This window comes from Amycolatopsis sp. NPDC004625 (genome assembly GCF_040609695.1).
GTDB lineage: Bacteria > Actinomycetota > Actinomycetes > Mycobacteriales > Pseudonocardiaceae > Amycolatopsis.
Window position 1 is genome coordinate 278,732 of the sequence record NZ_JBEXKX010000004.1, and the last position, 26,035, is coordinate 304,766.

Genomic DNA, 26,035 nt, shown 5'->3' on the forward strand with positions numbered 1-26,035 from the left:
GGCTGGCCCCGGCACCGGGGCGTCCACTCCCGTTTGGGACGCTTGAGCGCATGACGGTCATCGCGGTGCTGGGTGCGGGCAAGATCGGCGAGGCGTTGCTCTCGGGGCTGCTGCACGGCGGCCACGAAGCCGGCGACCTCCTCTTCACCGAGCGGTACCACGCGCGCGTCGAAGAGCTGACCACGCGCTACGGCATCCGCGGCGTCGAGGTCGAGGAAGCCGCCAAGCGGGCCGATGTGCTCGTCGTCGCCGTCAAGCCGCAGGACATCGAGCCCGTGCTCGACGAGCTCGCGCCGCTGCTCGGGCCGTCGTCGCTCGTCGTTTCGCTCTGCGCCGGGCTGCCCACCGCGCTCTACGAACGGCGGCTCGCCGAGGGCGTGCCCGTCGTGCGTGTGATGCCGAACACACCGATGCTGGTCAACGAGGCCATGAGCGCCATCTCCGCCGGCCGGTACGCGACCGCGGACCACCTGGCCGTGGTGCGGGACCTGCTCTCGCACGTCGGGCAGGTCGTCGAGGTGCCCGAAGCGCAGCAGGACGCCGTCACCGCGCTGTCCGGGTCCGGGCCCGCCTACTTCTTCTACCTGGTCGAGGCCATGATCGACGCCGGGATCCTGCTGGGCCTGCCGCGGGCGCTGGCCGGGCAGCTGATCATCCAGTCGGCCGTCGGCGCCGCGAAGATGCTCGCCGAATCGGACGAGCACCCCGTGCTGCTGCGCGAGGCCGTGACCTCGCCGGCCGGGACCACCATCAACGCCATCCGCGAGCTGGAGAAGCACGGCGTCCGCGCGGCGCTGCTGGCCGCCATCGAGGCCGCGAAGGACCGGTCCGTGGAGCTCGGCAAGGCGCACGACGAAGACTGACGCCAGCCTGATTTCCCCGAAAAGGGCGATTGCCCGGGTCTTGCACGCGCGGGTGCTTGTGCGTTAGCGCTGGTAGGAGCCCATCTCGGTGACAGGCGTCGCATTAGTCCCACCAGTCCCGCTACTCTCGATAGAGCACGTGCGTGTCGATACCACAGGTGGGGAAGCCTCGTGGCGCGACACGTGTCGAAGGACGCGGTAAACATGTCGCCGAACAAGAAGGAGGATTTGCCCGCCGTCGGGCAGGTCCAGTTCCTGACGGTCGCCGAAGTGGCCACGCTGATGCGGGTCTCCAAGATGACCGTCTACCGTCTCGTGCACTCGGGTGAGCTGCCCGCCGTCAGGGTCGGGAAGTCCTTCCGGGTGCCGGAGAAAGCAGTGCACGAGTACCTCCAGGGTGCCTACTACGACGTGGGTTGATCCACGCCCCGGCCAGCGGCACGTCGTGCTACGACGTGCCCGCTGACCGGCCCGCCACGGGAGACGGGTAACCTGGAAAACCGCTCGTGCCTGTGCGCTCCACCCGTTGGACGCTGCGCCGGGCAGCGTGACCGACGTCGAACTAAGGAGCGCCCATGGGCTCTGTGATCAAGAAGCGCCGCAAGCGCATGTCGAAGAAGAAGCACCGCAAGCTGCTTCGCCGTACGCGCGTCCAGCGTCGTAAGGCCGGCAAGTAAGCCTGCTGAGCGTAACCGTGGCCCGTCCAGTCTCTGGACGGGCCACGTCCATGTGGTGGGCACGTGCCGCCCGTTCGAGTGAGGCGTTCGTCGCTTTCCGGGGGTTTCGGCGTCAATAGCACGTGAGACAGGCCTGAGCTACCACTGAAGAGCGGTAACATCTCAAGGGCGTCCGCGCGATGCTTCCAGTGAGTGCAGGTTCGCGCGCCTCGGGTGACCGTCCACCCCCCACTTGCCCTACGCCGCAGGGAGTCGCATGCCGTCGAACATCGTGCTCGTCACCGGGGTCGCCGGGGAACTGGGCGGGAAACTGCTCGCCCGGCTGGGCAACAACCCCGACTTCGAACGGGTCATCGGTGTCGACACGGTCCCGCCCGACAAGGCGGTCATGCAGCGCATGGGGCACGCGGAGTTCGTCCGCGCGGACATCAGGAACCCGTTGATCGCCAAGGTGATCAGCACGGCTCGCGTCGACACGGTGGTGCACGCGTCCTGCACCGCGCACCCGGCCGGGCCGGGCCGGCGCACCGCGATCAAGGAAGTCAACGTCATCGGCACCATGCGGCTGCTGGCCGCGTGCCAGCGGTCCCCGCAGGTGCAGAAGCTGGTGGTCAAGTCGACGGCGGCCGTCTACGGCGCCGGCGCCCGCTCGCAGGCGGTGTTCACCGAGGACTCCGAGCTCATCCCGACGTCGACCAGCGGGTACGCGAAGGACGCCGTCGAGATGGAGGGGTACGTCCGCGGCCTGGTGCGCCGCCGCCCGGACATCACCACGACGCTGTTCCGGTTCGCCAACATCATCGGGCCGGAGACCGACACCGTCCTCGCCCGCTACTTCGCCCTGCCGGTGGTGCCGACGGTGTTCGGCTACGACGCCCGCATCCAGCTGCTGCACTCCGCGGACGCGCTGGCGGTGCTGGAACGGGCGACGCTGACCGACCGGCCCGGCGTGTTCAACGTCGGCGCGGAGGGGGTACTCACCCTCTCGCAGGCGATCCGGCGAGCCGGCCGGGTCGAGCTGCCGATGCCGCGGAGCGTGGTGCCGTCGGTCGGCAAGGTCCTGCGCGGCGCGCGCGTCGTGGACTTTTCCGCCGACCAGGTCCGGCTGCTGAACTTCGGCCGGGTCGTCGACATCGCCAAGCTGAAGCAGGAGTTCGGGTACACCCCGCGGTGGACGACGCGTGAGGCGTTCGACGACTACATCGTCGGACGCGGGCTCCGCCCGGTGCTCGACGGCGGCAAGCTGGCCGGCCTGGCCGGCAAGGTGCTGGTCGCCGCCGCCACTGGGCAGAGCCGATGAGCAGGCCGCAGGACTACTTCGGAAGCGAGGCGGAGACGGTGGGCGGTGCCGAAGCGCAGGTCATCCCCCTGCACGGGCCGGGCCGGGAGAAGCCGGAAGCGGCGGAGCTCAGCGAGGACGCACCGGTCGTCGCCTTTCCCGGCGGCGTCGAGCGGCCGGCGCCCGAAGAGCCCCTGTCGGACGCCGCGCGGTCGGCGCTCGGTTTCATCCGCGACCGGCTGACCGGTGACTACACAGTGGACGAGTTCGGCTTCGACGCCGAGCTGACCGAGGCGGTCTTCCTGCCGCCGCTGCGCGCGCTGTACAAGAAGTGGTTCCGCGTCGACACGTACGGCGTCGAGAACCTCCCGGCGTCCGGCGGCGCGCTGCTGGTGTCCAACCACTCGGGCACGATCCCGCTGGACTCCCTGATGACGGCGGTCGCGGTGCACGACGAGACCGGCGGCCGCCACCTGCGCGGCCTCGGCGCGGACCTGGTGTTCCAGGTGCCGCTGGTGGGGTCGTTCGCCCGCAAGTCCGGCCAGACGCTGGCCTGCCACGCGGACGCCGAACGCCTGCTGCGCAAGGGCGAGCTGGTCGGGGTGTGGCCGGAGGGCTTCAAGGGCGTCGGCAAGCCGTTCGCGTCCCGCTACAAGCTGCAGCGCTTCGGCCGCGGCGGCTTCGTTTCGGCCGCGCTTCGCGCCGGTGTGCCGATCATCCCGGTGTCGGTGATCGGCGCCGAGGAGATCTACCCGAAGCTGGGCGACATCAAGGTGCTGGCGCGGATGCTGGGCCTGCCGTACTTCCCGGTGACGCCGTTCTTCCCGATGCTGGGCCTGCTGGGCGCGGTCCCGTTGCCGACGAAGTGGAGCATCGAGTTCGGTGCGCCGATCGCCACGGACGCCTACGGCCCGGAGGCGGTCGAGGACCCGATGCTGGTGTTCCAGCTGACGGACCAGGTGCGCGAGTCGATCCAGCAGACGCTGTACCAGCGGCTTTCGCAGCGGAAGTCGGTCTTCCGCGGCTGAGCCTCGTGAGTGGTAAGGCGGGTTCTAACCCGCCTTACCACTCACGACAACTTGCGCCGAGCGTCAGCGGCGGCGGTAGGCCATTCCGGCCGCCACCGCGCCCGCCAGCGCTCCCGCGCCCAGTACCGAAGGCACGCCGATCTTCGCCGCCTTCCGTCCGGTCCGGAAGTCGCGGATCTCCCAGCCCCTCGCCCGGGCCACGTCGCGCAGTCCGCCGTCCGGGTTGACCGCTACCGCCGTGCCCACCGCCGACAGCATCGGGATGTCGTTCGCCGAGTCCGAGTACGCCGTGCAGCGCTTGAGGTTCAGGCCCTCGCGGGAGGCCAGGGCCCGTACCGCGTGGGCCTTCGCGCGGCCGTGCAGCAGGTCGCCCACCAGGCGGCCCGTGTAGACGCCGTCGCGGGTCTCCGCCACCGTGCCCAGCGCTCCGGTGAGGCCGAGGCGGCGGGAGATGATCGCCGCCAGCTCGATCGGGGTGGCCGTCACCAGCCAGACGCGCTGGCCCGCGTCGAGGTGCATCTGGGCCAGTGCGCGCGTGCCGGACCAGATCTTGTCCGCCATCAGCTCGTCGTAGATCTCTTCGCTGATCGACGTCAGCTCGGCCACCGTGCGCCCGGCCACAAAGGACAGTGCGCGCTCGCGGTGGGTCTTGATGTCCTCTTTGTTCTCGCGGCCGCCGAGCCGGAACTTGATCTGGCCCCAGACGAACCCGGCCAGGTCGGACGACGTGAAGAACTTCCGCGCCGCGAGCCCGCGGGCGAAGTAGAAGATCGACGCGCCCATCATCATCGTGTTGTCGACGTCGAAGAACGCGGCCGCCGTGAGGTCCGGCGGGGCGGGCGGCGCGACGGGGCCGGCGGCCACGTGGGCGGCCTCGGCCGACGCCTCGCCCGCGAGCGCGGCGAGCCGCTCCAGCTCCTGACTCTTATCCCTGCCACGCCAAGCTGACACGCACACCGCCTCCACGTTCGCGCACGTCCGGTCCTTCGCACAGCGTAGCGAGCCGCCCACTGCGTCGTCGCAGGTGTGGCCGGGACCTCAGCCGATGACGATCGGCGGCAGACCCGGCAGCAACGGCGGGATCGACACCAGCGGGGGCGGGGACGTCGTCGTGGTCGTCGACGGCGGCCGCGGCGACGTCGTCGGCACCTGGCCGTACACCGGGGGCGGTGTCACCCCGCCGGTCGGGGCCGGGATGCCCGGGGTCGCGGCGGCGTCCGACGGCGGCAGCTGCGTGCCGGTCGGCGCCGGCGAATCGCTGCCCGCCGACGAGGGCGCGACCGGCACCGCGGTCGGCTGCCCGCCGGCCGCCGGGGCGGGCCGCTGCGTGCACGCGCCGGTCGCCGGGAGCGGGCCCAGCTCGTCGGACGTGCCGGTGGTGATCTGGTAGCAGTTCATCCGGGCCACCAGGCCGCTCGTGCGCTCCTGGACCTTGCCCAGCAGGTCGTGGACGTTGCCGAAGACCGGCGCCGCGTCCGCCGGCAGCGGCTGCGAACCCAGCCGCGCCGCCTGGTTGCGCGCCCACAGCCGGACGTCGGAGAGCGCCTGCGTCCCGCTGCCGTCGCTGGTCGCCGCGGCGGACATCTCCGCGACGCCGGCCCGCAGGTCGGCGGCGAAGTCGTCGTAGGCGGTCCGGTAGTCGGCCTCGCTCCCGCCTTCGGCGGCCAGCTCACCGAGCTCGGTGATCCGGTTGGTGGCGAACTCGAGGTGCTTGCGCGCCTTCTCCTGGTCGCCGAACGTGAGGCCGAGCGCGGTCGACTCGCCGGCGCGCTTGACGCCGTACAGCGGGTCACCGGGCAACGCCGTGCGCGAGAGCACCAGCGTCAGCCCCGAGAGGACGAGGAACAGGAAGAGCGCGGCGGCCACCAGGTCGGCGGTCCGCGGCCGCCACCTCCGACGGGGGGTGGTGGCCGCCGCCGTCTCGAGGCGGCCCGCGATCTCCGCGCGGATCCGCTGCCGCGTCTCCAGGTCCGGGGCCCCGGCCGCGCCGAGGTCGCGCAGGGCGCCGACGAGCGCGAGTTCGTCGGCGAACTCCCCGTCCCGGCGTACCGGGGACGGTTCCAGGGCACGCGCGAACCGCTCGCTCTCGGCTCGCTCACGCGCAGACCTCACGGCGCTGCTCTTCCTCTCGGGCCACGGCCGGCCTGACACCGGTCTGCGTGGGGTAACGATCCAGAAGCCGCGAGGGTTACCGGATTCGGTCGACGAACAGAAAAGTTCGCGGGTTCAGCGCAATCCGGTGGGCAGAAGTTGTGCCAAACGGCGTACGGCGCGGTGTTGCAGCGCCTTGACCGCGCCCTCGTTGCGGTTCATGATCTCCGCCGTCTCGGCCACCGACAGCCCCTGCAGGAACCGCAGCACGATGCATTCCCGCTGGTCGTCGCCCAGTTCCGCGACGCAGCGCAGCAGCTCGGTGCGGGTGGCGCGGCTGATCGCCTCCTGCTCGGGCCCGGCCTGCGCGGTCGCGCCGACGCTGAACGGCGCCGAGCCCGGCTCGGTCACCTCGTCGGTGACCACTTCGAGCTTGAACCGGCTCGACTTCACGTGGTCGAGCACGAGGTTGCGGGCGATGGTGACGAACCAGGCCCCGACGTCACGTCCCTGGTAGCTCACCGACGTGATCCGGCGCAGCGCACGCAGGAACGTCTCGCTGGTGACGTCCTCGGCCAGGTCGCGGTCGCCGAGCCGGAACAGCACGTAGCGGTAGACCACGTCGACGTACCGGTCGTAGAGCCGGCCGAAAGCCGACGAGTCGCCGTCCTGCGCGGCCCGGACCAGCTCCCACGCCTCGGCCTTCGCCGCCTCGGCGCGCTCGTCGTCGGACGCCTGCCTGCTCAGCGGTACCGCCGAGGGACGTCCGAAGACGCGCTCGGCGAACATGAAGACGGGCCCGCGGCTCACGGCGGTCGGGACGGTCATCGGGCGGCACCTCCGGCGGCGGCTTCGGCCCAGCGGGCCACGGTACCCCCGGAACACCGGCGAGCAGGGGCCGGCCGGCTCGCGTGCCCCACGACCTCGTGGGCAGGCAAGTTCGTCACGGCGACTCCCTCTCTCCGGCCGCGGCGGTGATCAACGACACCGGCGCGACGCAGTGCAGCATACGTGTTGTTACCGCTAAGTAGGTAGTGGTTCCGGGGTTGCGCAGACGCGACGCTCGCGGTCAGCACCCATGACGTCGCTTCAGATGACAGACTTGCAACGGTTCGGTTCGGGTGAGGAGAGGCGGGTCGCGGGTGAGCGCCGGAACGGAGACGCAAGCAGGGGTCGGCGGGCTGCTCACGCGGGCCGCGGCCACGTGGCCGGACCACCCGGCCGTGCGCGAGACCGGCACCGGGCGCGGCCTGAGCTACCGGGAACTGGCGGCCGCCGCCCAGGTCCAGGCCGGGCGGCTGGCGGAGGCCGGCGTCGGGCCGGGGGACCGGGTCGGGCTGCGGCTGCCGACGTCGGTCGACTTCGCGGTGGCCTTCTTCGGCGCGCTGCGGGCGGGGGCCGTCGTCGTGCCGCTGTCGCCGCAGGTGCCCGGGCCCGAACTCGGGAAGCTGCTGGAGCACAGCGGTGCGAAGGTCGTCGTCCAGCGTGATGCGGACGCGGACCTGCCGGACGGCGTGAGCGGCGTCACGCCCGTGACTGACCCGGATGGCGTAGTCGAATCCGTCGAATCCGACCGGTCCGGAGAGGACATCGCGGTCGTTTCGTACACCTCCGGCACCACCGGGCCGCCACGCGGGGTGATGCTGTCGCACCGCGCGCTGCTGGCGAACCTCGAGCAGATCAGCGGGGTCGACGGCGTCCTCGAACACGACGACCGGGTGCTGATCACCATCCCGCTCTTCCACGTCTACGGCCTCGGCCCCGGGCTGCTGCAGGCCGTCGCCGCCGGCGCGACCGCGATCCTCTCGGAACGCTTCGAGGCCCAGCGCACGCTGGACGACTGCGCCGAACACGGCGTCACCTCGATCACCGGCGTCCCGACGATGTACGGCGAGTTCGCCGCCCTCGGCGCCGACGAGCTCCGCCGCGGGCTGGCCACCGTGCGGCGGATGACCTCGGGCGCGGCGCCGCTGCACCCGAAGGTGCTGACCGCGATCCGCGAGGCCACCGGCCTCGACGTCTACGAGGGCTACGGCCTCACCGAATGCGCCCCGGTGGTGACGTCGACGCTGGTCACCGGCTACCCGAAGCCCGGCTCGGTCGGCCGCCCGCTGCCCGGGGTCGAGCTGCGGCTGGTGGACAGCGACGGCACCGACCAGGCCGTGCCGCTCGACCCGGACGACGTCGGCGACGTCTTCGAGGCCGTGGGCGAGACCGGGCTGGTGTCGATCCGCGGCGCCAACCTCTTCTCCGGCTACTGGCCGGACGGCGGCCACGGGCCCGACGCCGAGGGCTGGTTCCGCACCGGCGACGTCGGCTACCTCGACGTCGACGGCGACCTGCACCTGGTCGACCGGGCCAACGACCTGATCATCGTCAACGGCTTCAACGTCTTCCCGCGCGAGGTGGAGGAGGTCATCGGGCAGCTGCCGGAGGTGGCCGAGGCCGCCGTCGTCGGGGTCGTGGACGAGCGCAGCGGCGAAGCGGTGAAGGCGTTCGTCGTGCCGGCGGCCGGGGCGGCGCTGTCCGAGCAGCAGGTCGTCGACCACTGCGCGGCCCACCTGGCCGGGTACAAGGTGCCGCACCTGGTCGAGTTCGCCGAGTCGCTGCCGCACTCGGCCACCGGCAAGCTGCGCCGCCTGCGGCTGCGGTAGGAAGGACGCCATGGCGCACGAAGTGACGGTCATGGGCCGGGACGGCTGCCACCTCTGCGAGGTCGCCGAGGTCGAGGTCGCCCGGATCTGCGGCGAGCTGGGTGTCCCGTGGCGGGCCAAGGACGTCGACACGGACCCGGAGTGGCGCGCGGAGTACGGCGACCGCGTCCCGGTGATCCTGGTCGACGGCGCCGAGCACGGCTACTGGCGCGTCGAAGAGGACAGGCTGCGGCGAGCGCTTCAGCCGTAACACGTCCGTAAGCGGGATCGAGCAGCCGCTTCACGCTTCCGCTCCGAAGATGGAGACGTGAGCACTCTGCAGGAAGCGCCGCCCGAAGCACCCCGGCGGCTTTCGCTGCCGGTCGCGACCCTGATCGGGCTCCTCGCCCTGGCCGCCGCGCTCGGCGTGGGACACCTGGTGGCGGGGTTCGTCGGGTACACGGCGTCGCCGTTCATCGCGGTGGCCAACTACGTGATCGACCACAGCCCGACCGCGATCGTGAAGTGGGCCGAGCGGACGCTGGGCACCTGGGACAAGCCGGTGCTGAAGCTCGGGCTCGCCGTGGTGCTGGTCCTGCTCGCGCTGCTGGCCGGGCAGCTGTCGCGCCGGACGCCGCGGGCCGGGCAGGTGCTCGTCGTCCTGCTGGGCGCGGCCGGGGTCGCCGCGGTGTTCGCGCGCAGCGACCTCGGGCAGATTTCGCTGCTCGCGCCGGTCGCCGCCCTGGTCGCCGGGCTCGCGGTGTTCAGCTGGCTGCACCGGCTCGCACTGCCGCCCGGCGTGGTCCACGACCGCGGCTTCGACCGGCGGAAGTTCCTGCGCGCCGGGGTCGGCGTCGTGGCGGGCTCGGGTGTCGCGGCCGTCGTCGGCCAGGTCGCCGGGACCAGTTCGGACGCCGAAGACTCGCGGGCCGCGGTCGGGCCGCTCGTCCCCGCGCGGACCGCGCCGCCGCTGCCCGCGGACGCCGACTTCGCGAAGCTGGGCTCCCCGCCGTTCCTCACGCCGAACGCGGCCTTCTACCGGATCGACACCGCGCTGGTCGTGCCGCAGCTGCGCACCGAGGACTGGAGCCTGAAGATCCACGGGATGGTCGACCGCGAGGTGACGTTCTCCTACGCCGACATCCGCAGCCGGCCGCTGGTCGAGCGCCGGGTGACGCTGACCTGCGTGTCCAACGAGGTCGGCGGCCCGCTGATCTCGAACGCCTCCTGGATCGGCGTCGACCTCGCCGACCTGCTCGACCAGGCCGGCGTGCAGGCGGGTGCGCAGCAGATGTTCGCCACCAGCGTCGACGGCTGGACCTGCGGCACCCCGGCGAACGTCGCCCTCGACCGGACCCGCGGCGCGATGCTGGCGATCGGGATGAACGGCGAGCCGCTGCCGGTCGAGCACGGTTTCCCGGCGCGGATCGTCATCCCCGGCCTGTACGGGTACGTGTCCGCGACGAAGTGGGTCCAGTCCCTCGAATTCACCCGGTGGGACGACCGGCAGGCGTACTGGCTCAGCCGCGGGTGGGCGGAGCAGGCGCCGATCAAGACCGAATCGCGGATCGACACCCCGTCGGCGTACGCGCGGGTGAGCGCGGGCAAGGTCCGGCTGGCCGGCACGGCGTGGGCGCAACACACCGGCATCGCCAAGGTCGAGGTCCGGCTGGACCAGGGCCCGTGGCAGCCGGCGGTGCTGTCGGCCGAGGTGAGCAAGGACACCTGGCGGATGTGGTGGATCGAGCTCGACGTGCCGCAGGGCTCGCACCAGGCGTCCGTCCGGGCGACCGACCAGGACGGGTACACGCAGACGGAAAACCGCGCCGACCCGGTCCCCGACGGCGCGACCGGCTGGCACTCGGTGACCCTCAACGCGAGCTGACGTCCTCTGCCGCGGCCCTCGTGAGTGGTAAGGCGGGTTAGAACCCGCCTTACCACTCACGACCGCGGCGGCAGAGTGCTTGGCGGACAAGGATTCTGACGCCGTGTCATGATCGCGCGGCCGGTCCGGAGCGCCGGGAACCGCCTCCGACCTGTGACTTTGTGCGTGCGTTCACAAGTGGTCTACCGTAGGGCCATCGCCCCCGGGCGTCCGGCATCGAACCGGACTCCGTGACCGGGGTCAAGACACAGTTCGGTACGGCCGTGGCGATGGCCGCCGGGTGCACAGTGGGCAGGGAGACGACGGCGTGGTGACAGAGCGGGGGAGGCGCGACGCGGCGGACTCCCCGGGCCGGGCGCCGCGACGGCCCCGCCGTCCGGCCACACCGGACGCCGACAACGCCCCGACCGCCGAAATGCCCGCCGTCCCCGCCGGGGTGCCGGGCCGCAACGGGGATGCCCCCGAGGCCGTCCGGGCGAAGTCCATCCCCGAAGCCGCGGTCGCCCGGCTCGCCGTCTACCTCCGCGTGCTGTCCGGGATGTCTGAACAGGGCGCGACGACCGTTTCGAGCGAAGAGCTGTCGCAGGCCGCCGGAGTGAACTCCGCGAAGCTGCGCAAGGACCTCTCCTACCTGGGCTCCTACGGCACCCGCGGCGTCGGCTACGAGGTCGGCGTCCTGGTCAGCCAGATCGAGCGCATCCTCGGCCTGACCCGGCAGCACAAGGTGGCCGTGGTCGGGATCGGCAACCTGGGCCACGCGCTGGCCAACTACGGCGGCTTCCCGGGGCGCGGCTTCCCGGTCGAAGCGCTGTTCGACCTGGACGCGGACCTGATCGGCGTGCCGGTCGGCGGGCTGCCGGTGTCGCACATGGACGACATCCCGCGGATCTGCGCCGAACGGGGCATTTCGATCGGGGTGATCGCCACCCCGCCGACCGCCGCGCAATCGGTGTGTGACCGCCTGGTCGCGGGCGGTGTCCAGTGCATCCTCAACTTCGCGCCCGTCGTGCTGCAGGTTCCCGCTCACATTGAGGTCCGGAAAGTGGATTTGGCCGTGGAGCTGCAGATACTCTCGTTCCATGTGGCCCGCCGAGCGGACGACGCCGCCCTGAATCAGGCCAGTTCCGGACTACCGGGTGCGGTGGCGCCCGCCGAGAACGGGAACGGCAGGCGGAACGGCACGGGTCCGGACAGCGGACGGGGAATGGTGGTGCGCTCATGAGCGTCTTGGCGGTCGGTCTCTCGCACCGGAGTGCGGAGCTGAGCACGCTGGAGCGCGTCGCGATCCCCGCGCCCGAGATCGGCAAGGTCCTCGACGAGCTGCAGCAGGCCGAGCACGTCAGTGAGGTCATGCTCGTCTCGACGTGCAACCGGATCGAGGTCTACGCGGTCGTCGAGACCTTCCACGGCGGCCTCGACGACGTCAGCCGCGTGCTGTCCCGCCAGGCCGGGATGGAACCCGCGGAGCTCTACGACAGCCTGTACGTCCACTACGCCGGCGCCGCGGTCGAGCACCTCTTCTCGGTCACCTCGGGCCTGGACTCGATGGTCGTCGGCGAGACGCAGATCCTCGGCCAGATCCGCTCCTCCTACGCCACCGCGCGCGAAGCCGGCACGGTCGGCCGCACGCTGCACGAGCTGATCCAGACCACGCTGCGCGTCGGCAAGCGCGTGCACACCGAGACCGGGCTCGACCAGCTGGGCGCGTCCGTCGTCTCCGAGGCCCTCGCCGCGGCCGGGGACGTCACCGGCAAGCACGCCGTCCTCGTCGGCGCCGGCTCGATGGGCGCGCTGAGCGCGTCGCAGCTGCGCAAGGCCGGGATCGGCGAGATCACCGTGGCCAACCGCACCGACGCCCGCGCCCGCCGGCTCGCCGCGAACGTCACCGAGCAGGGCGTGCCGGCCCGCGCGATCCCGCTGTCCGGGGTCGCCGACGCCGTGCGCGACGCCGACATCGTGATCTGCTGCACCGGCGCGCAGGACGCCGTCTTCGGCCCCGGGCACGTGCTGCCCCGCGGCGGCCGCACCCTGGTCGTCTGCGACCTGGGCCTGCCCCGGGACGTCGACCCCGAGGTCGGCGAGCTGGCCGACGTCCGGGTGGTCGACCTGGCCACCATCCAGCGCCGGATGCGCGAGGCGGGCACGCCGACCACCGAACGCCAGACCGCCAAGGCGACCGGGATCGTCCTCGACGAGGTGCGCGACTACCTCGCCGGGCAGCGCAGCGCCGAGGTGACGCCGACGGTGACCGCGCTGCGCCGCCGCGCGGCCGAGGTCGTCGACGCCGAGCTGCTGCGGCTGGACAACCGCCTGCCGGACCTGGACGGCGCCGTCCGCGAGGAGGTCGGCCGCACGGTCCGCCGGGTGGTCGACAAGCTGCTGCACGCGCCGACCGTGCGGGTCAAGCAGCTGGCCGCGGAGACGGCCGACACCGACTACGCGAACGCGTTGCGCGAACTGTTCTGCCTCGACCCGCAGGCCCCCGCCGCGGTGGCGAGCCCGAAGCCCCCCTCAGAGAAGAAGTAGTGGTGACCAGAGTCATTCGCATGGGCACGCGCGGTTCGAAGCTCGCGCTCACCCAGACCGGGACCGTCGCCGACGCCCTGCGCGCCACCGGCGTCGAGGTCGAGATCGTCAAGGTGACCACGCCCGGCGACAAGTCGCTGGCACCGATCGCGACGATCGGCGTCGGCGTGTTCACCTCCGCGCTGCGCGAAGCGTTGCTGCGCAACGAGGTCGACGTCATCGTCCACTCCTACAAGGACCTGCCGACGGCGCCGGAATCCGGCATCACGCTGGCCGCCGTGCCGCCGCGCGAGGACCCGCGGGACGCGCTGATCGCGCGCGACGGGCTCACGCTGGGTGAGCTGCCGCCGGGTTCGACGGTGGGCACGGGCGCCGCGCGGCGCACCGCGCAACTGCGCGCGCTGGGTCTCGGTTTGGAAATCGTGCCGATCCGCGGCAATATCGACACCCGCATGCGCAAGGTGACCGACGGCGAGCTCGATGCCGTGGTGCTCGCGCGTGCCGGACTGGCCAGGGTCGGACTGGTCGAGGCGATCACCGAGACCCTCGACCCGATCCAGATGCTGCCCGCGCCCGCCCAGGGCGCGCTGGCGGTGGAGTGCCGGACCGCCGACGTGGACCTCGAGCAGCTGCTCCGGTCCACATTGGACGACGAGGGCACGCGGGTCGCGGTGACGGCCGAGCGGGCCCTGCTGGCCGCGCTCGAGGCGGGGTGCAGTGCGCCGGTGGGCGCGCTCGCCGAGATCGTCGAAGATCTCGACGCCGAGGGCAAGGTCGTGGAACGCATCTCGCTGCGCGGCACCGCTGCCGCGGAAGGCGAGAACGGCGCGGTGGACATGGTCCGGGCCTCCGCGCTGGCCGACAAGGACCAGGCCGCCCAGCTGGGCAAGGACCTGGCCGCCGAGCTGCTGGACCTGGGAGCCGGAGCCCTCTCCGGCCCTGCCCAATAGCGCTTCTCGCGAGCGCTTTCGAAGACGTAGGAGATCTGCGTCCGTGCATTCGCGCACGGTCGCCGCAAGAGGAGAAACGCACAGATGACCCCCGCGCGAAAGACCACCGGGCGCGTAGCGTTCGTGGGCTCCGGGCCCGGCGACGCCGGCCTGCTCACGGTCCGTGCCCAGGAGCTGCTGACCAAGGCCGAGGTCGTGGTGACCGACCCCGACGTGCCGCAGGCCGTGCTGGCCATGGCCGCCGAAGGCGCCGAGGTCCGGCCCGCCGTCGGCGAGGCCGCCGAGGTGGCCAAGGACCTGACCACCGAAGCCAAGGCCGGCCGGCTGGTGCTGCGCCTGGTCGCGGGCGACCCGCTGACCACCCCGGCCGTGGTGGCCGAGGTCCAGGCGGTCGCGCGCACGAGCGCCGTGTTCGACGTCATCCCGGGTGTCTCCCCGGCCGCGGCCGTCCCGGCGTACGCGGGCGTCGCGCTGGGCGGCACGCACACCGAGGTCGACGTCCGCGGCGACGTCGACTGGGCGGCCCTGGCCGCCGCGCCCGGCCCGCTGGTGCTGCACGCGTCGTCGGCGCACCTGGCCGAGGCCGCGTCGGCGCTGACCGGCAACGGCGTCCCGGCGTCGACCCCGGTCGCGGTGACCGCGAACGGCACCATCAACACCCAGCGCACCCTCGACACCACGCTCGAGAAGGTCGCGAACGACGCGGGCGAGCTCGTCGGGCCGCTGATCGTCACGATCGGCCAGGCCGCCGGGCACCGCTCGAAGCTGTCCTGGTGGGAGTCGCGCGCGCTGTACGGCTGGAAGGTCCTGGTGCCGCGCACCAAGGAGCAGGCCGGCGAGATGGCCGAGCGCCTGCGCGGCCACGGCGCGACGTCGCACGAGGTGCCGACCATCTCGGTCGAGCCGCCCCGCAGCCCGGCGCAGATGGAGCGTTCGGTCAAGGGCCTGGTCGATGGCCGCTACCAGTGGATCGTCTTCACCTCCACCAACGCGGTCCGCGCGGTGTGGGAGAAGTTCGAGGAGTTCGGCCTCGACGCCCGCGCGTTCTCCGGCGTGAAGATCGCCTGCGTCGGCGCGGCCACCGCGGAGAAGGTCCGTTCGTTCGGCATCATCCCCGAGCTGGTCCCGACCGGCGAGCAGTCGTCGGAGGGCCTGCTGGCCGAGTTCCCGCCGTACGACGACGTGCTCGACCCGGTCGACCGCGTGCTGCTGCCGCGGGCGGACATCGCCACCGAGACGCTGTCGGCCGGCCTGCGCGAGCGCGGCTGGGAGATCGACGACGTGACGGCGTACCGGACCGTCCGGGCCGCGCCGCCGCCCGCCGAGACCCGCGAGATGATCAAGACCGGCGGGTTCGACGCGGTCTGCTTCACCTCGTCCTCGACCGTGCGGAACCTGGTCGGCATCGCCGGCAAGCCGCACACCCGCACGCTGGTCGCGTGCATCGGCCCGAAGACCGCGGAGACCGCCGTGGAGTTCGGGTTGCGGGTCGACGTCCAGCCGGAGAAGGCCGACGTCCCGCACCTGGTGGACGCGCTGGCCGAGCACGCCGCGCGGCTGCGCGCGGAAGGCGCGCTGCCGCCGCCGCGGAAGGCCAAGCGGGCCCGCCGCTCCTGATCGGTCGTGGTGGGGCGCCCCCGGGGCCCCGGGGGGGGGGGCCGGCGCCCCCCCGCGGGCTCCGCCCCGCGGGCCCCCCCCCCCCGCAGGGCCCCCCCCCCCCCCCCCGGCCCCCGGGCGCCCCCCCCCCCGCTTCGGGGGAGAGCCAGACCAGGCGCGGGTGGACGTGTGGGCTGGTGCGGAACCCCCGAAGGGCGTGCTCCGGCGCGGTCAGGCTCATGCGGAGCCTGCCTTCGACGACGTCGGCGCGGTCCTCGAAGGCCAGGCCCCAGCCCGCGATCCGCGCGTCCACCCGTTCGCCGTACTCCTGGACGACAGCGAACAAGCGGGGTGCTTCGGCGAGGGCCAGTTCGGTGAGCAGGGTGGAAAACTCCGGTTCGCCGCACAACGGCGGGAGCTGCGCTGGCTGGCGTTCGAACTGGTCCGGCTCCGCAAGGAGGCCGGGCTGGAGCAGAAGGACGTGGCGAAGGCGCTGCGCTGCACGGTCGCCAAGGTGTCCTACTACGAGACCGCGGAACGGCCGGTCGTCCTGCGCGACCTCGACGAGGTCCTGCTGCCGCTGTTCAAGGTGCCGAAGAGCCAGTGGCCGGACTATGTCGACGCGGCACGGCATTCGCGGACCAAGGGCTGGTGGAAGAGCTACTCCGAGACCGTGCCGAGCTGGTTTTCGCTTTATCTCGGCTTGGAGCAGGGCGCATCGCAGGTGCAGACCTTGTTGTGGGCTGTGATCGACGAAGCAGTTCTGCGTCGGCTGGTTGGTGGCAGGAAGGTCATGCGCGGCCAGCTGGAGCATTTGGTGCGAGTGGCTCGCGAGTCGAAGGCCACCATCCAGGTGCTGCCGTTCGATCGGGGTGCTCATCCTGGCGTCTTCGGCCCGTTCGCCATAGTCACGTTTCCTTGGCCGCGGGAGCCTGTGGTCGCGCATGTCGTGTACATCGAGCATCGCGCCGGCGGGCTTTATCTCGAGCAGCCCCATGAGATCGAAGCGCACAAGGTGGCGTTCACGCACCTCAAGGCGCAGGCTTTGACACCGGACGAATCGGTCACCTTCATCGAGCGGTTGGCGGAGGAGTGTCGATGAGCTTCGAGGATCTTGTTGGTCGCGACACTGCGGATGTGTCCTTCACCCGCGAGGAGATGGCCGCCTGGGTGCAGGGCTGCCGCGCGGGTGAGTTCGACGACCTGACCTGACCGCGGCCCTGGAGCACCCTTGCGGAACCCGGGCAAAAGCCGCCGGAGTAACTTGGTAAGGGTGTTCCCCGAGCATCGTCCCCGCAGGCTTCGCACCACCCCGGCCATGCGCAGGCTGGTGGGCGAAACGACGCTGCGGCCGCGCCAGCTGATCCTGCCCATGTTCGTCGCCGAGGGGCTCGATGCGCCGCGGCCGATTTCGAGCATGCCGGGCGTTGTCCAGCACACCCGTGACACGCTGCGGAAGGCCGCCGTCGACGCGGTCAACGTCGGCGTCGGCGGCCTCATGCTGTTCGGCATCCCCAAGACGCGGGACGCCGAGGGCTCCGGCGCGGTCGACGAAAAGGGCATCCTCAACGTCGCCCTGCGGGACCTGCGGCAGGAACTCGGCGACGCCACCGTCCTCATGGCCGACACCTGCCTCGACGAGTTCACCGACCACGGCCACTGCGGCGTCCTCGACGCCGACGGCGGGGTCGACAACGACGCCACCCTGCGGATCTACGCGCAGATGGCCATCGCGCAGGTCGAAGCCGGGGCGCACGTGCTCGGGCCGTCCGGGATGATGGACGGCCAGATCGGCGTCATCCGCCGGGCGCTCGACGAGGTCGGGCACAAGGACGCGGCGATCCTCGCGTACGCCGCGAAGTACGCCAGCGCGTTCTACGGCCCCTTCCGCGAGGCCGTCGACTCGCAGCTCAAGGGCGACCGCAAGACCTACCAGCAGGACCCGGGCAACGGCCGCGAGGCGCTGCGCGAGATCGAGCTGGACCTCGCCGAGGGTGCGGACATGATCATGGTCAAGCCCGCGCTCTCGTACCTCGACGTCATCAAGGCGGCGGCGGACATCTCGCCGGTCCCGGTGGCGGCGTACAACATCTCGGGCGAGTACGCGATGGTCGAGGCCGCGGCGGCGAACGGCTGGCTCGACCGCGAGCGGACCGTCCTCGAGGTGCTCACGTCGATCCGCCGCGCGGGCGCCGACATGATCCTCACCTACTGGGCCGCCGAAGCCGCTGCCTGGCTGGACTGACCCGTTAGAGTCTGCGCGTGGAAGACAAAGAGGACCTCACCGGTCTGACCGACGACGAACGGCGCAAACTGGGCCGCTCTCCGGATCCGGTGCTGCCCGGCGCGAAGGCCCCGAAGGCCAAGCCGCCGCGTCCGGTGGCGGTGTCGTTCTGGCTGTGGCTGGCCGGCGGGGTGCTGCTGGTGCTCGGGTACGTCCAGCTGATGGCGGGCAAGTCGGCCGTCATCGACCGGTACGTCAAGGGGACGACCGACCCGAAGATCTCGCCGCAGATGATCGCGGACGGCGTCACGGCGATGCTGTGGTTCCTCATGGTCGGGTCGGCGGTGTTCACGCTGCTGTTCCTGCTCTTCGCGTACAAGGCCCGCGAAGGCACCCGCTCGGCCCGGACGGTGCTGACCGTCCTGCCGATCGTGATGGTGCTGCTGATCTTCACGTTCGCGCCGGTGCTCACCTACCTGACGCTGGTCGCGGTGCTGCTGTTCGTCATCGCGCTGGTGCTGCTGTACCTGCCTTCGGTGAGCGGCTACTTCCCCAAGGTCGGCAAGAAGCTGTGAGGCTCTACGCCGAGTCCGGCGTGAGCTGGGCGGCGATCGGCTGGGGCCCGGTGTTCGCGCTGGTCGGCGCGCTGGCGGAACTCGTCACGGGCGGTCCGGTGCACGTCGTGGGCTGGCTGCTGGTCGCGGCCGGGCTGTGCGTCATCACGATGCCGTGGGTGTACGCACGGCGCCGGTTCCTGTCACTGGAAGTGACGAGCGAGCAGCTGCGCCAGGGCCGCGAGAAGGTGCCGGCGGCGGACATCGCGTCGGTGACGGACGTCGGGACGCCGGTCGGCGCGCGCGTCCTCGGCGGCGGCTGGTCGGTGCCGCGCAAGTACGACTCGCTGCCGGTGCAGCTGGCCGACGGCACGGTGGTGCTGGCGTGGGCGAAGGACGTCGAGGCGCTGCAGGACGCGCTGGACCGGCTCGTCCGGGCGACGCCGGGTGAAGCATGAGAAAATCGGTGTCGTGATCGACCTCCCGCAGCCCACCGGGGCCGAGCTCTGGCCGCCGGACGAACCCGGCCCGCGTGCGCGGCTGCACAAGCCGTGGCGGACGCTGGTCGCCGTCGTGGAAGTCCTGCTCGCCGTGGCCGCCGGCTGGGCCGCGTACGCGTGCTGGCACCACAGCGTCGCCACCGTCGTCACGCGGACCGACGACGGCGCCGTGCTCGAGTCGCACCGGTACTTCGGCGGCCTGCTCGCCGCCGCCATCGGGCTCGGGACGGTGGCCGCGTTGCTGCTGGTCGACGCGGTGCGTCAGCTGTCGCTCGCGATCCGTGCGCGGAGTCCCCGGCCCGCGGCCTGATACACAGCTGGCGCACAGGGAACCAACAGTCAATTGCTAACGAGCGGCACCAAGGTTGCCGCATGACGCGCGTGCGTGCCTCGAAGGCATGGGTGATCAACGGTGCTCTGGTCGTACTGCTGGCCGGAGCGGGATTCGGGATATACCAGGCATTCAGCCCGGCCCCGAGCTCGGCGCAGGCCCAGAGCCGCAGCACCCCGGTCCGCCGGGCGACGGTCACCGAGACGGTCTCCGCCGCCGGCACCCTCGCCAGCAGCTACACCGGCGCGGCGAACTTCGCGACGGCCGGCAAGGTCACCTCGATCGACGTGAAGGTCGGTGACGTCGTCAGCGCCGGGCAGAAGCTCGCCACCGTCGACGGCACGCAGGCGGCGAAGCAGCTTCAAGTCGCGAAGGCGAACCTCGCGGTCGCGCAGGACAGCCTGGACACCGCCGAGACGGCCGAGAACACCCCGGCCACCGGGCAGAACGCCCAGAACGCCCAGACCAACGCCGCCAACAACGTCACCTCGGCGCAGGCGAAGCTCGACCAGGCCCAGCTCGACGTCCAGACCGCGCAGCAGGCCCTCGACAACACGGTCCTGTACGCGCCGGGCGCCGGCACGGTCACCGCGATCAACGGCGCGGTCGGGCAGCAGTCCTCCAGCGGCTCGTCCGCGAGCTCGCAGACGTCCAGCAGCCAGGGCGGCCAGGGCTCGTCGAATTCGAGTGCCGCCGCGTCGAGCAGCAGCAGTAGCAGCTCCGGCAGCGGGTTCATCACCATCACGAACATGACCGGCCTGGTCGTCAACACCTCGGTCGCGGAGATCGACGTCAGCAAGGTCAAAGCGGGCCAGAAGGCCACCGTGACGCTCAACGCGCTGCCGGACAAGCCGGTCCAGGCCACCGTTTCGAGCGTCAACCTGACCCCGACCACGAGCGGCAGCGTCGTCTCCTACGGCGCGCAGCTGGCCCTGACCAGCCCGCCGGACGGGCTGCGGCCCGGCCAGTCGGCGAGCGTCGTGATCACCGTCGCCGAGGCGGACAACGCGCTGAGCGTGCCGGCCGCGGCGGTGCAGACCGCGGGCGGGACCAACCTCGTCACCGTGCAGGAGAACGGCCAGAACGTCACCCGCCCGGTGCAGGTCGGCCTGCGCGGCGAGTCGACGGTCCAGATCACCTCCGGGCTCACCGAGGGCGAGAACGTCGTGCTCACCGGGACGGCCACCACCGGCACCGGCGGGACCGGCCGGACGGGCGGCACCGGCGGGACGGGCGGGTTCCCGGGCGGCGGGACGGGCGGGTTCCCTGGCGGCGGCCAGCGCGGCACGGGCACCGGCGCCGGCGGCGGCTTCGGCGGGCGCGGATGAACCCGGTGATCGCGGTCTCCGGGCTGCGCAAGACCTACGGCGCCGGTGAGACGGCGGTGCACGCGCTGCGCGGCGTCGACCTCACCGTGTACCCCGGCGAGTACGTCGCCATCATGGGCGCGTCCGGCTCGGGGAAGTCGACGCTGCTGAACATGCTCGGCTGCCTGGACGTGCCGACGTCCGGCCGGTACCTCCTCGACGGGTTCGGTGTCAGCCGGCTGAACGAACGGCAACTGGCGTTGCTGCGCAACCGGAAGATCGGCTTCATCTTCCAGTCGTTCAACCTGGTGCCCCGGACGTCGGCTCTGTCCAATGTGGAACTTCCGCTCGTCTACAGTGGACTGCGGCGGTCCGAGCGGCGGCGGCGGGCGCTGGCGGCGCTGGAGATGGTGGGTTTGTCCGACCGGGCCAAGCACCTCCCGAGCGAGCTCTCCGGCGGCCAGATCCAGCGCGTCGCGGTGGCGCGGGCGCTGGTCACCGGCCCGGCGATGCTGCTCGCCGACGAACCGACCGGCAACCTCGACCGGCGCAGCACCGAAGACGTCCTCGGCGTGTTCGACCGGCTCAACGCCCTCGGCCGCACCATCGTCGTCATCACGCACGAGGACGAGGTCGCCGAACACGCGCACCGCGTGGTCCGCGTCGACGACGGCCTGATCGTGTCGGACGAAACCACGCGCGCGGTGGGGGCGGTCTCGTGAACCTCCTGGAGATCCTGCGCTTCGCCGTCCGCGGCCTGACGGCGAACAAGCTGCGCTCGGCCCTGACCACACTCGGCATCACCATCGGCGTCGCCGCGGTGATCCTGCTGGTCGCGGTGGGCAACGGCGCTTCGGCGGCCATCGCGGCCAGCATCCAGGGCCTCGGCACCAACGTCGTCAACGTCTCCCCGGCCCGCGGCGGCGGCCAGGGCGCGACGGCCCGGCCGCTGACCGTCCAGGACGCGCACGCCCTCGTCGACCCCGTCGGCGCCCCCGACGTCAAGGCCGCTTCGCCGGTGGTCAACACGACGGCGACCGCGACCTACGGGCAGACGTCCTACGACATCTCCAGCGTCGCCGGCACCGAACCCGCGTACTTCACCACGACCAACCGCGAGCTCGCCCAGGGGCAGCTGTTCACCGCCGAGGACGTCTCGGCCGCGCGGAAGGTCGTCGTGCTCGGCCCGACGACCGCGGAGTCGATCTTCGGCACGGCCGACCCGGTCGGCAAGAACGTGCTGCTCAACAGCATCCAGTTCACCGTGATCGGGGTGCTGCAGGCCAAGGGCAGCACCGGGCTGCAGAACGCCGACGACGTCGCCATCGCGCCCATCTCGGCGGTGCAGAACTCGCTGGCCGGGTACGGCAACCTCAGCCAGATCGCCGTCCAGGCCACCAGCGCCGACTCCGTCTCGCTGGCCCAGTCCGAGATCACCGCCATCCTGAACGCCCGCCACGGCATCCGCCTCGGCGGCACCCCGGACTACCAGATCCAGAACTCCGAACAGCTCCTCGCCACCCGGACGTCGGCGACCGAGACGTTCACCGTGCTGCTGGCGGCGGTCGCGGCGATCTCGCTGCTGGTCGGCGGCATCGGCGTCACCAACATCATGCTGGTCACGGTGACCGAGCGGATCCGCGAGATCGGCATCCGCAAGGCCATCGGCGCCCCGCGCTCGGCCATCCTCGGCCAGTTCCTCGCCGAAGCCACCATGCTCAGCCTGTTCGGCGGGCTGCTCGGCGTCGCGATCGGCGTGATCGGCAGCCGGTTCACCATTTCGGGGATCAAACCCGTCGTGGTGCCCTCGTCGATCCTGCTCGCCTTCGCGGTGTCCGCCCTGATCGGGCTGTTCTTCGGCAGCTTCCCGGCGAACCGGGCCGCCAAGCTCCGGCCCATCGACGCCCTGCGTCACGAATAAGGAGTCTTCGCATGTCTTCGTCCACCACGACCCCGCCGAACGCGGAGGACATCATCGCCAGTCCGGCGGTCGAGGGTGACCTGAACGCCGAGATGCGTCACGCGGCGAAGCCGTTCTCCCGCACGACGCTGGTGCTGGCCGGGCTGGTCGTGCTCGCGATCGCGTTCGGCGGGGGCGCCTGGACGCACGCGGCGTTCGGCTCCTCGTCCTCGACGCCCACGCGCCCGGCGGGCGCGACCCAGGCCCGAACGCCGGGCGGCACCGGCCAGCAGGCGGGCACCGGGCAGCAGGGCGGCGGGTTCCGCGGCGGCCGCGGCACCACGGGCACGGTCGACCGCGTCGACGGCACCACGGTGTACGTGAAGACCGCGCAGGGCACCGACGTCAAGGTGTCCACATCGGACTCCACCACGGTCGGGGTCACCCAGCCGGGCAAGCTGGCCGACCTCAAGCCGGGGTCGACCGTGGTCGTGCAGGGCCAGGCGGGCGACGACGGCACGGTGGCCGCCCAGGCCATCACCCAGCAGGCCGCGCGCTAGCCGAGCACCAGGATCGCGGTGTTGAGGGCCGTCGCGTAGAGGATCCAGCCCAGGTAGGGCACCAGGAGCGCGGCGGCGGCCTTCGACCGGCGGCCGAAGAGGACGATCGTCACGACCACGGTGACGTCCAGCAGCAGGATGTCGGCCAGCGCCACCCCGGTGGCGCGGCCTTCGAAGAACAGCGGCGTCCAGAGCAGGTTGAACAGCAGGCCGACGCCGTAGGCGGCGAACCCGCGGGTCTCGCCGTCGGTGCGCCAGTACAGCCACCCGGACACCGCGATCATGACGTACAACGCGGTCCACACCGGACCGAACAGGGAGGCCGGCGGCGCCCACGACGGCAGCTCGAGCCGGGCGTAGACGTCCTTGGCCGAGGTCGCGGCCAGCGCGCCGACCACGGCCACCACGCCGACGACACCGGCGAAGCCGGCCAGCACGAGCCACGGGTTGCGGTGGGGGACGCGTTCGGTCACCGGCTGTTTTCCTCCCGGGCGGCTGCCCGTCATAGTAGGCGGGTTTGGTTCACTGGACCCGTGAGCACTGGAACCGAGCAGTCCAAGGCATGGTTCGACCGCGCGAAGGCGGCCATCCCGGGCGGGGTGAACTCGCCGGTCCGGGCGTTCAACTCCGTCGGTGGCACCCCGCGGTTCATGGTCCGCGGCGAGGGCCCGCACCTGTGGGACGCCGACGGCAACCGCTACGTCGACCTGGTGTCCTCCTGGGGCCCGATGATCCTGGGGCACGCGCACCCGGCGGTCGTCGAGGCGGCGCGCGCGGCGGCGACGTCCGGGCTCTCCTTCGGCACGCCGACGATCGGCGAGGTCGAGCTGGCCGAGGAGATCATCGGCCGGGTCGAGCCGGTCGAGCGGGTCCGGCTGGTCAACTCGGGCACCGAGGCCACGATGAGCGCGATCCGGCTGGCCAGGGGGTTCACCGGCCGGACGAAGATCGTGAAGTTCGCCGGCTGTTACCACGGTCACGTCGACGCGCTGCTCGCCCAGGCCGGCTCCGGCGTCGCGACGCTCGGGCTGCCGACGTCGCCGGGCGTCACCGGCGCCCAGGCCGCGGACACGCTGGTGCTGCCCTACAACGACCTCGACGCGGTCCGGAAGTCCTTTGTGGACAACCCGGGGGAGATCGCCGCGGTGATCACCGAGGCCGCGGCCGGGAACATGGGCGCGGTCGCGCCTTCCGACGGCTTCAACGCGGGCCTGCGCGAGCTCGCCCACGAGCACGGCGCACTGCTGATCATGGACGAGGTGATGACCGGGTTCCGCGTCTCGCACGCGGGCTGGTTCGGCCTCGAAGGCGTGGCCGGCGACCTCTACACGTTCGGCAAGGTGATGTCCGGCGGCCTGCCGGCGGCGGCCTTCGGCGGCCGCGCCGACGTGATGGCCAAGCTCGCCCCGGGCGGGCCGGTCTACCAGGCCGGGACGCTCTCCGGGAACCCGGTGGCGGTGGCCACGGGCCTCGCGACGCTGCGCGCGGCTGACCACGCCGTGTACGCGGCGCTCGACGCCAACGCGAAGCGCCTCGGCAACCTCTTCCACGCCGCGCTGAGCGAAGCGGGCGTTGCGCACAACGTCCAGTACGCGGGCAACTTGGTGAGCGTCTTCTTCGGCGAAGCTCCTGTACGCGACTACGCGGGCGCGCAGGCGTCGGAGACGTGGCGCTTCCCGCCGTTCTTCCACGCGTTGCTCGACGGAGGCGTGTACGCGCCTCCGAGCGCGTACGAGGCTTGGTTCGTCAACGCGGCGATGGACGACGAAGCGTTCTCCGTGATCGAAGCGGCTCTGCCGGCGGCGGCGCGCGCGGCGGCTGGGGCCGTCCAGTGACCACCGTCGTCCACATGCTGCGTCACGGCGAAGTGCACAACCCCGAGAAGATCCTGTACGGCCGCCTGCCCGGCTACCGGCTCTCGGAGCGCGGGCAGCGGCAGGCGCTGACGGTCGCCGAGGCCGTCGCGGGGCACGACCTGGTGCACGTCGTGGCGTCCCCGCTGCAGCGGGCCCAGGAGACGGCGGCCCCGATCGCCGCCGCCCACCGGCTCGACATCGCGACCGACGCCGACCTGATCGAGGCGGGCAACCAGTTCGAGGGCCTGCACGTGGCGGTCGGCGACGGCGCGCTGCGGGAGCCCCGGCACTGGCCCAAGCTGGTCAACCCGTTCAAGCCGTCGTGGGGCGAGCCGTACCTCGAGATCGCCCACCGGATGCTCGGCGCGGTCCACCGGGCGCGCTCCGCCGCGGAGGGCCATGAGGCTCTGTGCGTGTCCCACCAGCTGCCGATCTGGACGTTGCGGCGGTTCCTGGAGGGCAAACGCCTGTGGCACGACCCCCGGCGTCGCCAGTGCTCGCTGGCGTCGTTGACGTCCCTGGTCTTCGACGGCGACGAGCTGCGCGAGATCGTCTACAGCGAGCCGGCGGGGACGACGGACCCGAAGGTGACCGGGGCATGAAACGGCTGGTCCTGTTCGTTTTGCTCGCTTCGCTCGCGCTGGCCGGCTGCAGCGCGGGCAAGGACGCGGTCGTGCAGGGAAGCAGCTTCAACTTCGTGTCGCCGGGCGGCAAGATCGACATCACGTACGAAGCGCCCGACCGCCAGACGGCCCCGGTCCTGGCCGGCGAAGACCTGATGAACGAGGGCAAGCAGCTCTCGCTGGCGGACTTCCCGGGCAAGGTCGTGGTGCTGAACCTGTGGGGCCAGTGGTGCGGCCCGTGCCGCACGGAGGCCCCGGAGATGGAGACGGTGGCCAAGCAGGGCGTCCAGGTGGTGGGCATCGACGTCCGCGACCCGGCCCGCGAGGTGGCCCAGGACTTCGTGCGGGACCGCAAGCTGACGTACCCGTCGATCTACGACCCGGACGGGCGGGTGCTGCTGAAGCTGAGCGGCTACCCGCGCAACATCATCCCGTCGACGATCGTGCTGGACAAGCAGCACCGGGTGGCGGCGGTGTTCCTGCGGCCGGTCCTGGCGCAGGACCTGCTGCCGGTGGCCCAGCGCCTGACCGCGGAGGCCTGACCGCCGAGGTTTCTGCCGCGGCTGGTCGTGAGTGGTAAGAGGTCGGCGTGCCCTACATCGTGGTCGCGCTGAACAAGGCCGACATGGTCGACGACGAGGAGATCCTCGAG

The 26,035-nt window shown here is 71.8% G+C and carries 28 protein-coding genes; 24 read left to right on the plus strand and 4 right to left on the minus strand.

Annotation, left to right across the window (positions count from 1 at the left end; translation table 11 throughout):
• Nucleotides 1–50: 50 nt before the first annotated feature.
• From proC to ABZW17_RS06980, 5 genes are all read left to right on the plus strand, one after another.
• Nucleotides 51–863, plus strand: coding sequence for a pyrroline-5-carboxylate reductase (gene proC / locus ABZW17_RS06960; protein WP_354810477.1), 813 nt, complete (start codon nucleotides 51–53; stop codon nucleotides 861–863).
• 204 nt (nucleotides 864–1,067) lie between these two features.
• On the plus strand, nucleotides 1,068–1,283 hold the full coding sequence (locus ABZW17_RS06965; protein ID WP_013222402.1) for a helix-turn-helix domain-containing protein: 216 nt from the start codon (nucleotides 1,068–1,070) through the stop codon (nucleotides 1,281–1,283).
• A gap of 155 nt (nucleotides 1,284–1,438) precedes the next feature.
• A complete protein-coding gene (locus ABZW17_RS06970) occupies nucleotides 1,439–1,540 on the plus strand; it encodes an AURKAIP1/COX24 domain-containing protein (RefSeq protein WP_007030867.1) in 102 nt (33 codons plus the stop codon).
• 256 nt (nucleotides 1,541–1,796) lie between these two features.
• Nucleotides 1,797–2,840: an NAD-dependent epimerase/dehydratase family protein gene (locus tag ABZW17_RS06975; protein ID WP_354810479.1), complete on the plus strand. Its 1,044-nt coding sequence runs from the start codon at nucleotides 1,797–1,799 to the stop codon at nucleotides 2,838–2,840.
• Nucleotides 2,837–3,847, plus strand: coding sequence for a lysophospholipid acyltransferase family protein (locus ABZW17_RS06980; RefSeq protein ID WP_354810481.1), 1,011 nt, complete (start codon nucleotides 2,837–2,839; stop codon nucleotides 3,845–3,847). The genes ABZW17_RS06975 and ABZW17_RS06980 overlap by 4 nt, the downstream gene beginning before the upstream one ends.
• Nucleotides 3,848–3,910: 63 nt before the next feature.
• Here the strand turns inward: ABZW17_RS06980 and ABZW17_RS06985 are convergent, their stop codons facing one another.
• The 3 genes from ABZW17_RS06985 to ABZW17_RS06995 all read right to left on the minus strand — a co-directional run bounded on the left by ABZW17_RS06985 (nucleotide 3,911) and on the right by ABZW17_RS06995 (nucleotide 6,766).
• Nucleotides 3,911–4,798 (minus strand): HAD-IB family hydrolase, encoded by an 888-nt coding sequence (locus ABZW17_RS06985; RefSeq protein ID WP_354810483.1) that lies wholly within the window; start codon nucleotides 4,796–4,798, stop codon nucleotides 3,911–3,913.
• 87 nt (nucleotides 4,799–4,885) lie between these two features.
• Entirely contained in the window at nucleotides 4,886–5,959 is a 1,074-nt protein-coding gene (locus tag ABZW17_RS06990; protein WP_354810485.1) for a DUF5667 domain-containing protein, read from the minus strand.
• Nucleotides 5,960–6,073: 114 nt separating this feature from the next.
• Nucleotides 6,074–6,766: a sigma-70 family RNA polymerase sigma factor gene (locus ABZW17_RS06995; protein ID WP_354810487.1), complete on the minus strand. Its 693-nt coding sequence runs from the start codon at nucleotides 6,764–6,766 to the stop codon at nucleotides 6,074–6,076.
• Between the two features lie 314 nt (nucleotides 6,767–7,080).
• Here ABZW17_RS06995 and ABZW17_RS07000 point away from each other — a divergent pair, with 314 nt between their 5' ends.
• The 16 genes from ABZW17_RS07000 (at nucleotide 7,081) to ABZW17_RS07075 (ending at nucleotide 22,904) form a co-directional block, all read left to right on the plus strand.
• Nucleotides 7,081–8,592, plus strand: a complete 1,512-nt coding sequence (locus ABZW17_RS07000) for a long-chain fatty acid--CoA ligase (protein WP_354810489.1) — start codon at nucleotides 7,081–7,083, stop codon at nucleotides 8,590–8,592.
• A 10-nt stretch (nucleotides 8,593–8,602) separates the two neighbouring features.
• Complete coding sequence (locus tag ABZW17_RS07005) at nucleotides 8,603–8,842, plus strand: glutaredoxin family protein (RefSeq protein WP_354810491.1); 240 nt, start codon at nucleotides 8,603–8,605, stop codon at nucleotides 8,840–8,842.
• Between the two features lie 57 nt (nucleotides 8,843–8,899).
• Complete coding sequence (locus tag ABZW17_RS07010; protein WP_354810493.1) at nucleotides 8,900–10,456, plus strand: molybdopterin-dependent oxidoreductase; 1,557 nt, start codon at nucleotides 8,900–8,902, stop codon at nucleotides 10,454–10,456.
• A 307-nt stretch (nucleotides 10,457–10,763) separates the two neighbouring features.
• Complete coding sequence (locus ABZW17_RS07015) at nucleotides 10,764–11,678, plus strand: redox-sensing transcriptional repressor Rex (RefSeq protein WP_354810495.1); 915 nt, start codon at nucleotides 10,764–10,766, stop codon at nucleotides 11,676–11,678.
• Nucleotides 11,675–12,982 carry a glutamyl-tRNA reductase gene (locus ABZW17_RS07020; protein ID WP_354810497.1) on the plus strand — a complete coding sequence of 436 codons (1,308 nt, stop codon included), beginning with the start codon at nucleotides 11,675–11,677 and terminating at the stop codon, nucleotides 12,980–12,982. The genes ABZW17_RS07015 and ABZW17_RS07020 overlap by 4 nt, the downstream gene beginning before the upstream one ends.
• 20 nt (nucleotides 12,983–13,002) lie before the next feature.
• Nucleotides 13,003–13,932 (plus strand): hydroxymethylbilane synthase, encoded by a 930-nt coding sequence (gene hemC, locus ABZW17_RS07025; RefSeq protein ID WP_354810549.1) that lies wholly within the window; start codon nucleotides 13,003–13,005, stop codon nucleotides 13,930–13,932.
• A gap of 84 nt (nucleotides 13,933–14,016) precedes the next feature.
• The gene (locus ABZW17_RS07030; protein ID WP_354810499.1) at nucleotides 14,017–15,549 is read left to right on the plus strand and encodes a bifunctional uroporphyrinogen-III C-methyltransferase/uroporphyrinogen-III synthase; all 1,533 of its coding nucleotides are present in this window, start codon (nucleotides 14,017–14,019) and stop codon (nucleotides 15,547–15,549) included.
• Nucleotides 15,550–15,709: 160 nt separating this feature from the next.
• The gene (locus ABZW17_RS07035; RefSeq protein WP_354810501.1) at nucleotides 15,710–16,630 is read left to right on the plus strand and encodes a helix-turn-helix transcriptional regulator; all 921 of its coding nucleotides are present in this window, start codon (nucleotides 15,710–15,712) and stop codon (nucleotides 16,628–16,630) included.
• A gap of 171 nt (nucleotides 16,631–16,801) precedes the next feature.
• Nucleotides 16,802–17,773: a porphobilinogen synthase gene (gene hemB / locus ABZW17_RS07040; RefSeq protein WP_354810503.1), complete on the plus strand. Its 972-nt coding sequence runs from the start codon at nucleotides 16,802–16,804 to the stop codon at nucleotides 17,771–17,773.
• Nucleotides 17,774–17,790: 17 nt separating this feature from the next.
• Nucleotides 17,791–18,327: a hypothetical protein gene (locus tag ABZW17_RS07045; RefSeq protein WP_354810505.1), complete on the plus strand. Its 537-nt coding sequence runs from the start codon at nucleotides 17,791–17,793 to the stop codon at nucleotides 18,325–18,327.
• Nucleotides 18,324–18,764, plus strand: coding sequence for a hypothetical protein (locus ABZW17_RS07050; RefSeq protein WP_354810507.1), 441 nt, complete (start codon nucleotides 18,324–18,326; stop codon nucleotides 18,762–18,764). The genes ABZW17_RS07045 and ABZW17_RS07050 overlap by 4 nt, the downstream gene beginning before the upstream one ends.
• Before the next feature lie 13 nt (nucleotides 18,765–18,777).
• On the plus strand, nucleotides 18,778–19,116 hold the full coding sequence (locus tag ABZW17_RS07055) for a hypothetical protein (RefSeq protein ID WP_354810509.1): 339 nt from the start codon (nucleotides 18,778–18,780) through the stop codon (nucleotides 19,114–19,116).
• Nucleotides 19,117–19,178: 62 nt separating this feature from the next.
• Nucleotides 19,179–20,465: an HlyD family efflux transporter periplasmic adaptor subunit gene (locus tag ABZW17_RS07060; protein WP_354810511.1), complete on the plus strand. Its 1,287-nt coding sequence runs from the start codon at nucleotides 19,179–19,181 to the stop codon at nucleotides 20,463–20,465.
• Entirely contained in the window at nucleotides 20,462–21,166 is a 705-nt protein-coding gene (locus ABZW17_RS07065) for an ABC transporter ATP-binding protein (protein WP_354810513.1), read from the plus strand. The genes ABZW17_RS07060 and ABZW17_RS07065 overlap by 4 nt, the downstream gene beginning before the upstream one ends.
• A complete protein-coding gene (locus tag ABZW17_RS07070; RefSeq protein WP_354810515.1) occupies nucleotides 21,163–22,365 on the plus strand; it encodes an ABC transporter permease in 1,203 nt (400 codons plus the stop codon). The genes ABZW17_RS07065 and ABZW17_RS07070 overlap by 4 nt, the downstream gene beginning before the upstream one ends.
• A gap of 11 nt (nucleotides 22,366–22,376) precedes the next feature.
• Nucleotides 22,377–22,904: a hypothetical protein gene (locus ABZW17_RS07075; protein ID WP_354810517.1), complete on the plus strand. Its 528-nt coding sequence runs from the start codon at nucleotides 22,377–22,379 to the stop codon at nucleotides 22,902–22,904.
• Here the strand turns inward: ABZW17_RS07075 and ABZW17_RS07080 are convergent.
• Entirely contained in the window at nucleotides 22,901–23,377 is a 477-nt protein-coding gene (locus ABZW17_RS07080) for a TspO/MBR family protein (protein ID WP_354810519.1), read from the minus strand. The two genes, ABZW17_RS07075 and ABZW17_RS07080, sit on opposite strands and share 4 nt — an antisense overlap.
• 60 nt (nucleotides 23,378–23,437) lie before the next feature.
• Here ABZW17_RS07080 and hemL point away from each other — a divergent pair, with 60 nt between their 5' ends.
• From hemL to ABZW17_RS07095, 3 genes are read left to right on the plus strand one after another with little or no spacing between them, the layout of a single operon-like run.
• A complete protein-coding gene (gene hemL, locus ABZW17_RS07085; RefSeq protein ID WP_354810521.1) occupies nucleotides 23,438–24,739 on the plus strand; it encodes a glutamate-1-semialdehyde 2,1-aminomutase in 1,302 nt (433 codons plus the stop codon).
• A complete protein-coding gene (locus ABZW17_RS07090; protein WP_354810523.1) occupies nucleotides 24,736–25,362 on the plus strand; it encodes a histidine phosphatase family protein in 627 nt (208 codons plus the stop codon). Before hemL ends, ABZW17_RS07090 begins: the two co-directional genes overlap by 4 nt.
• Nucleotides 25,359–25,925 carry a TlpA disulfide reductase family protein gene (locus tag ABZW17_RS07095; RefSeq protein WP_354810525.1) on the plus strand — a complete coding sequence of 189 codons (567 nt, stop codon included), beginning with the start codon at nucleotides 25,359–25,361 and terminating at the stop codon, nucleotides 25,923–25,925. Before ABZW17_RS07090 ends, ABZW17_RS07095 begins: the two co-directional genes overlap by 4 nt.
• Nucleotides 25,926–26,035: the final 110 nt, after the last annotated feature.

Excerpts from the sequence above, each read along its gene's own strand:
- hemC (WP_354810549.1), top strand. The coding sequence starts at position 13,003 with ATGGGCACGCGCGGTTCGAAGCTCGCGCTCACCCAGACCGGGACCGTC.
- ABZW17_RS06970 (WP_007030867.1), top strand. The coding sequence starts at position 1,439 with ATGGGCTCTGTGATCAAGAAGCGCCGCAAGCGCATGTCGAAGAAGAAG.
- ABZW17_RS06980 (WP_354810481.1), top strand. The coding sequence starts at position 2,837 with ATGAGCAGGCCGCAGGACTACTTCGGAAGCGAGGCGGAGACGGTGGGC.
- ABZW17_RS06975 (WP_354810479.1), top strand. The coding sequence starts at position 1,797 with ATGCCGTCGAACATCGTGCTCGTCACCGGGGTCGCCGGGGAACTGGGC.
- ABZW17_RS06965 (WP_013222402.1), top strand. The coding sequence starts at position 1,068 with ATGTCGCCGAACAAGAAGGAGGATTTGCCCGCCGTCGGGCAGGTCCAG.
- ABZW17_RS07020 (WP_354810497.1), top strand. The coding sequence starts at position 11,675 with ATGAGCGTCTTGGCGGTCGGTCTCTCGCACCGGAGTGCGGAGCTGAGC.
- ABZW17_RS07075 (WP_354810517.1), top strand. The coding sequence starts at position 22,377 with ATGTCTTCGTCCACCACGACCCCGCCGAACGCGGAGGACATCATCGCC.
- ABZW17_RS07030 (WP_354810499.1), top strand. The coding sequence starts at position 14,017 with ATGACCCCCGCGCGAAAGACCACCGGGCGCGTAGCGTTCGTGGGCTCC.
- ABZW17_RS07060 (WP_354810511.1), top strand. The coding sequence starts at position 19,179 with ATGACGCGCGTGCGTGCCTCGAAGGCATGGGTGATCAACGGTGCTCTG.
- ABZW17_RS07065 (WP_354810513.1), top strand. The coding sequence starts at position 20,462 with ATGAACCCGGTGATCGCGGTCTCCGGGCTGCGCAAGACCTACGGCGCC.
- ABZW17_RS07095 (WP_354810525.1), top strand. The coding sequence starts at position 25,359 with ATGAAACGGCTGGTCCTGTTCGTTTTGCTCGCTTCGCTCGCGCTGGCC.
- ABZW17_RS06995 (WP_354810487.1), bottom strand. The coding sequence starts at position 6,766 with ATGACCGTCCCGACCGCCGTGAGCCGCGGGCCCGTCTTCATGTTCGCC.
- proC (WP_354810477.1), top strand. The coding sequence starts at position 51 with ATGACGGTCATCGCGGTGCTGGGTGCGGGCAAGATCGGCGAGGCGTTG.
- ABZW17_RS07005 (WP_354810491.1), top strand. The coding sequence starts at position 8,603 with ATGGCGCACGAAGTGACGGTCATGGGCCGGGACGGCTGCCACCTCTGC.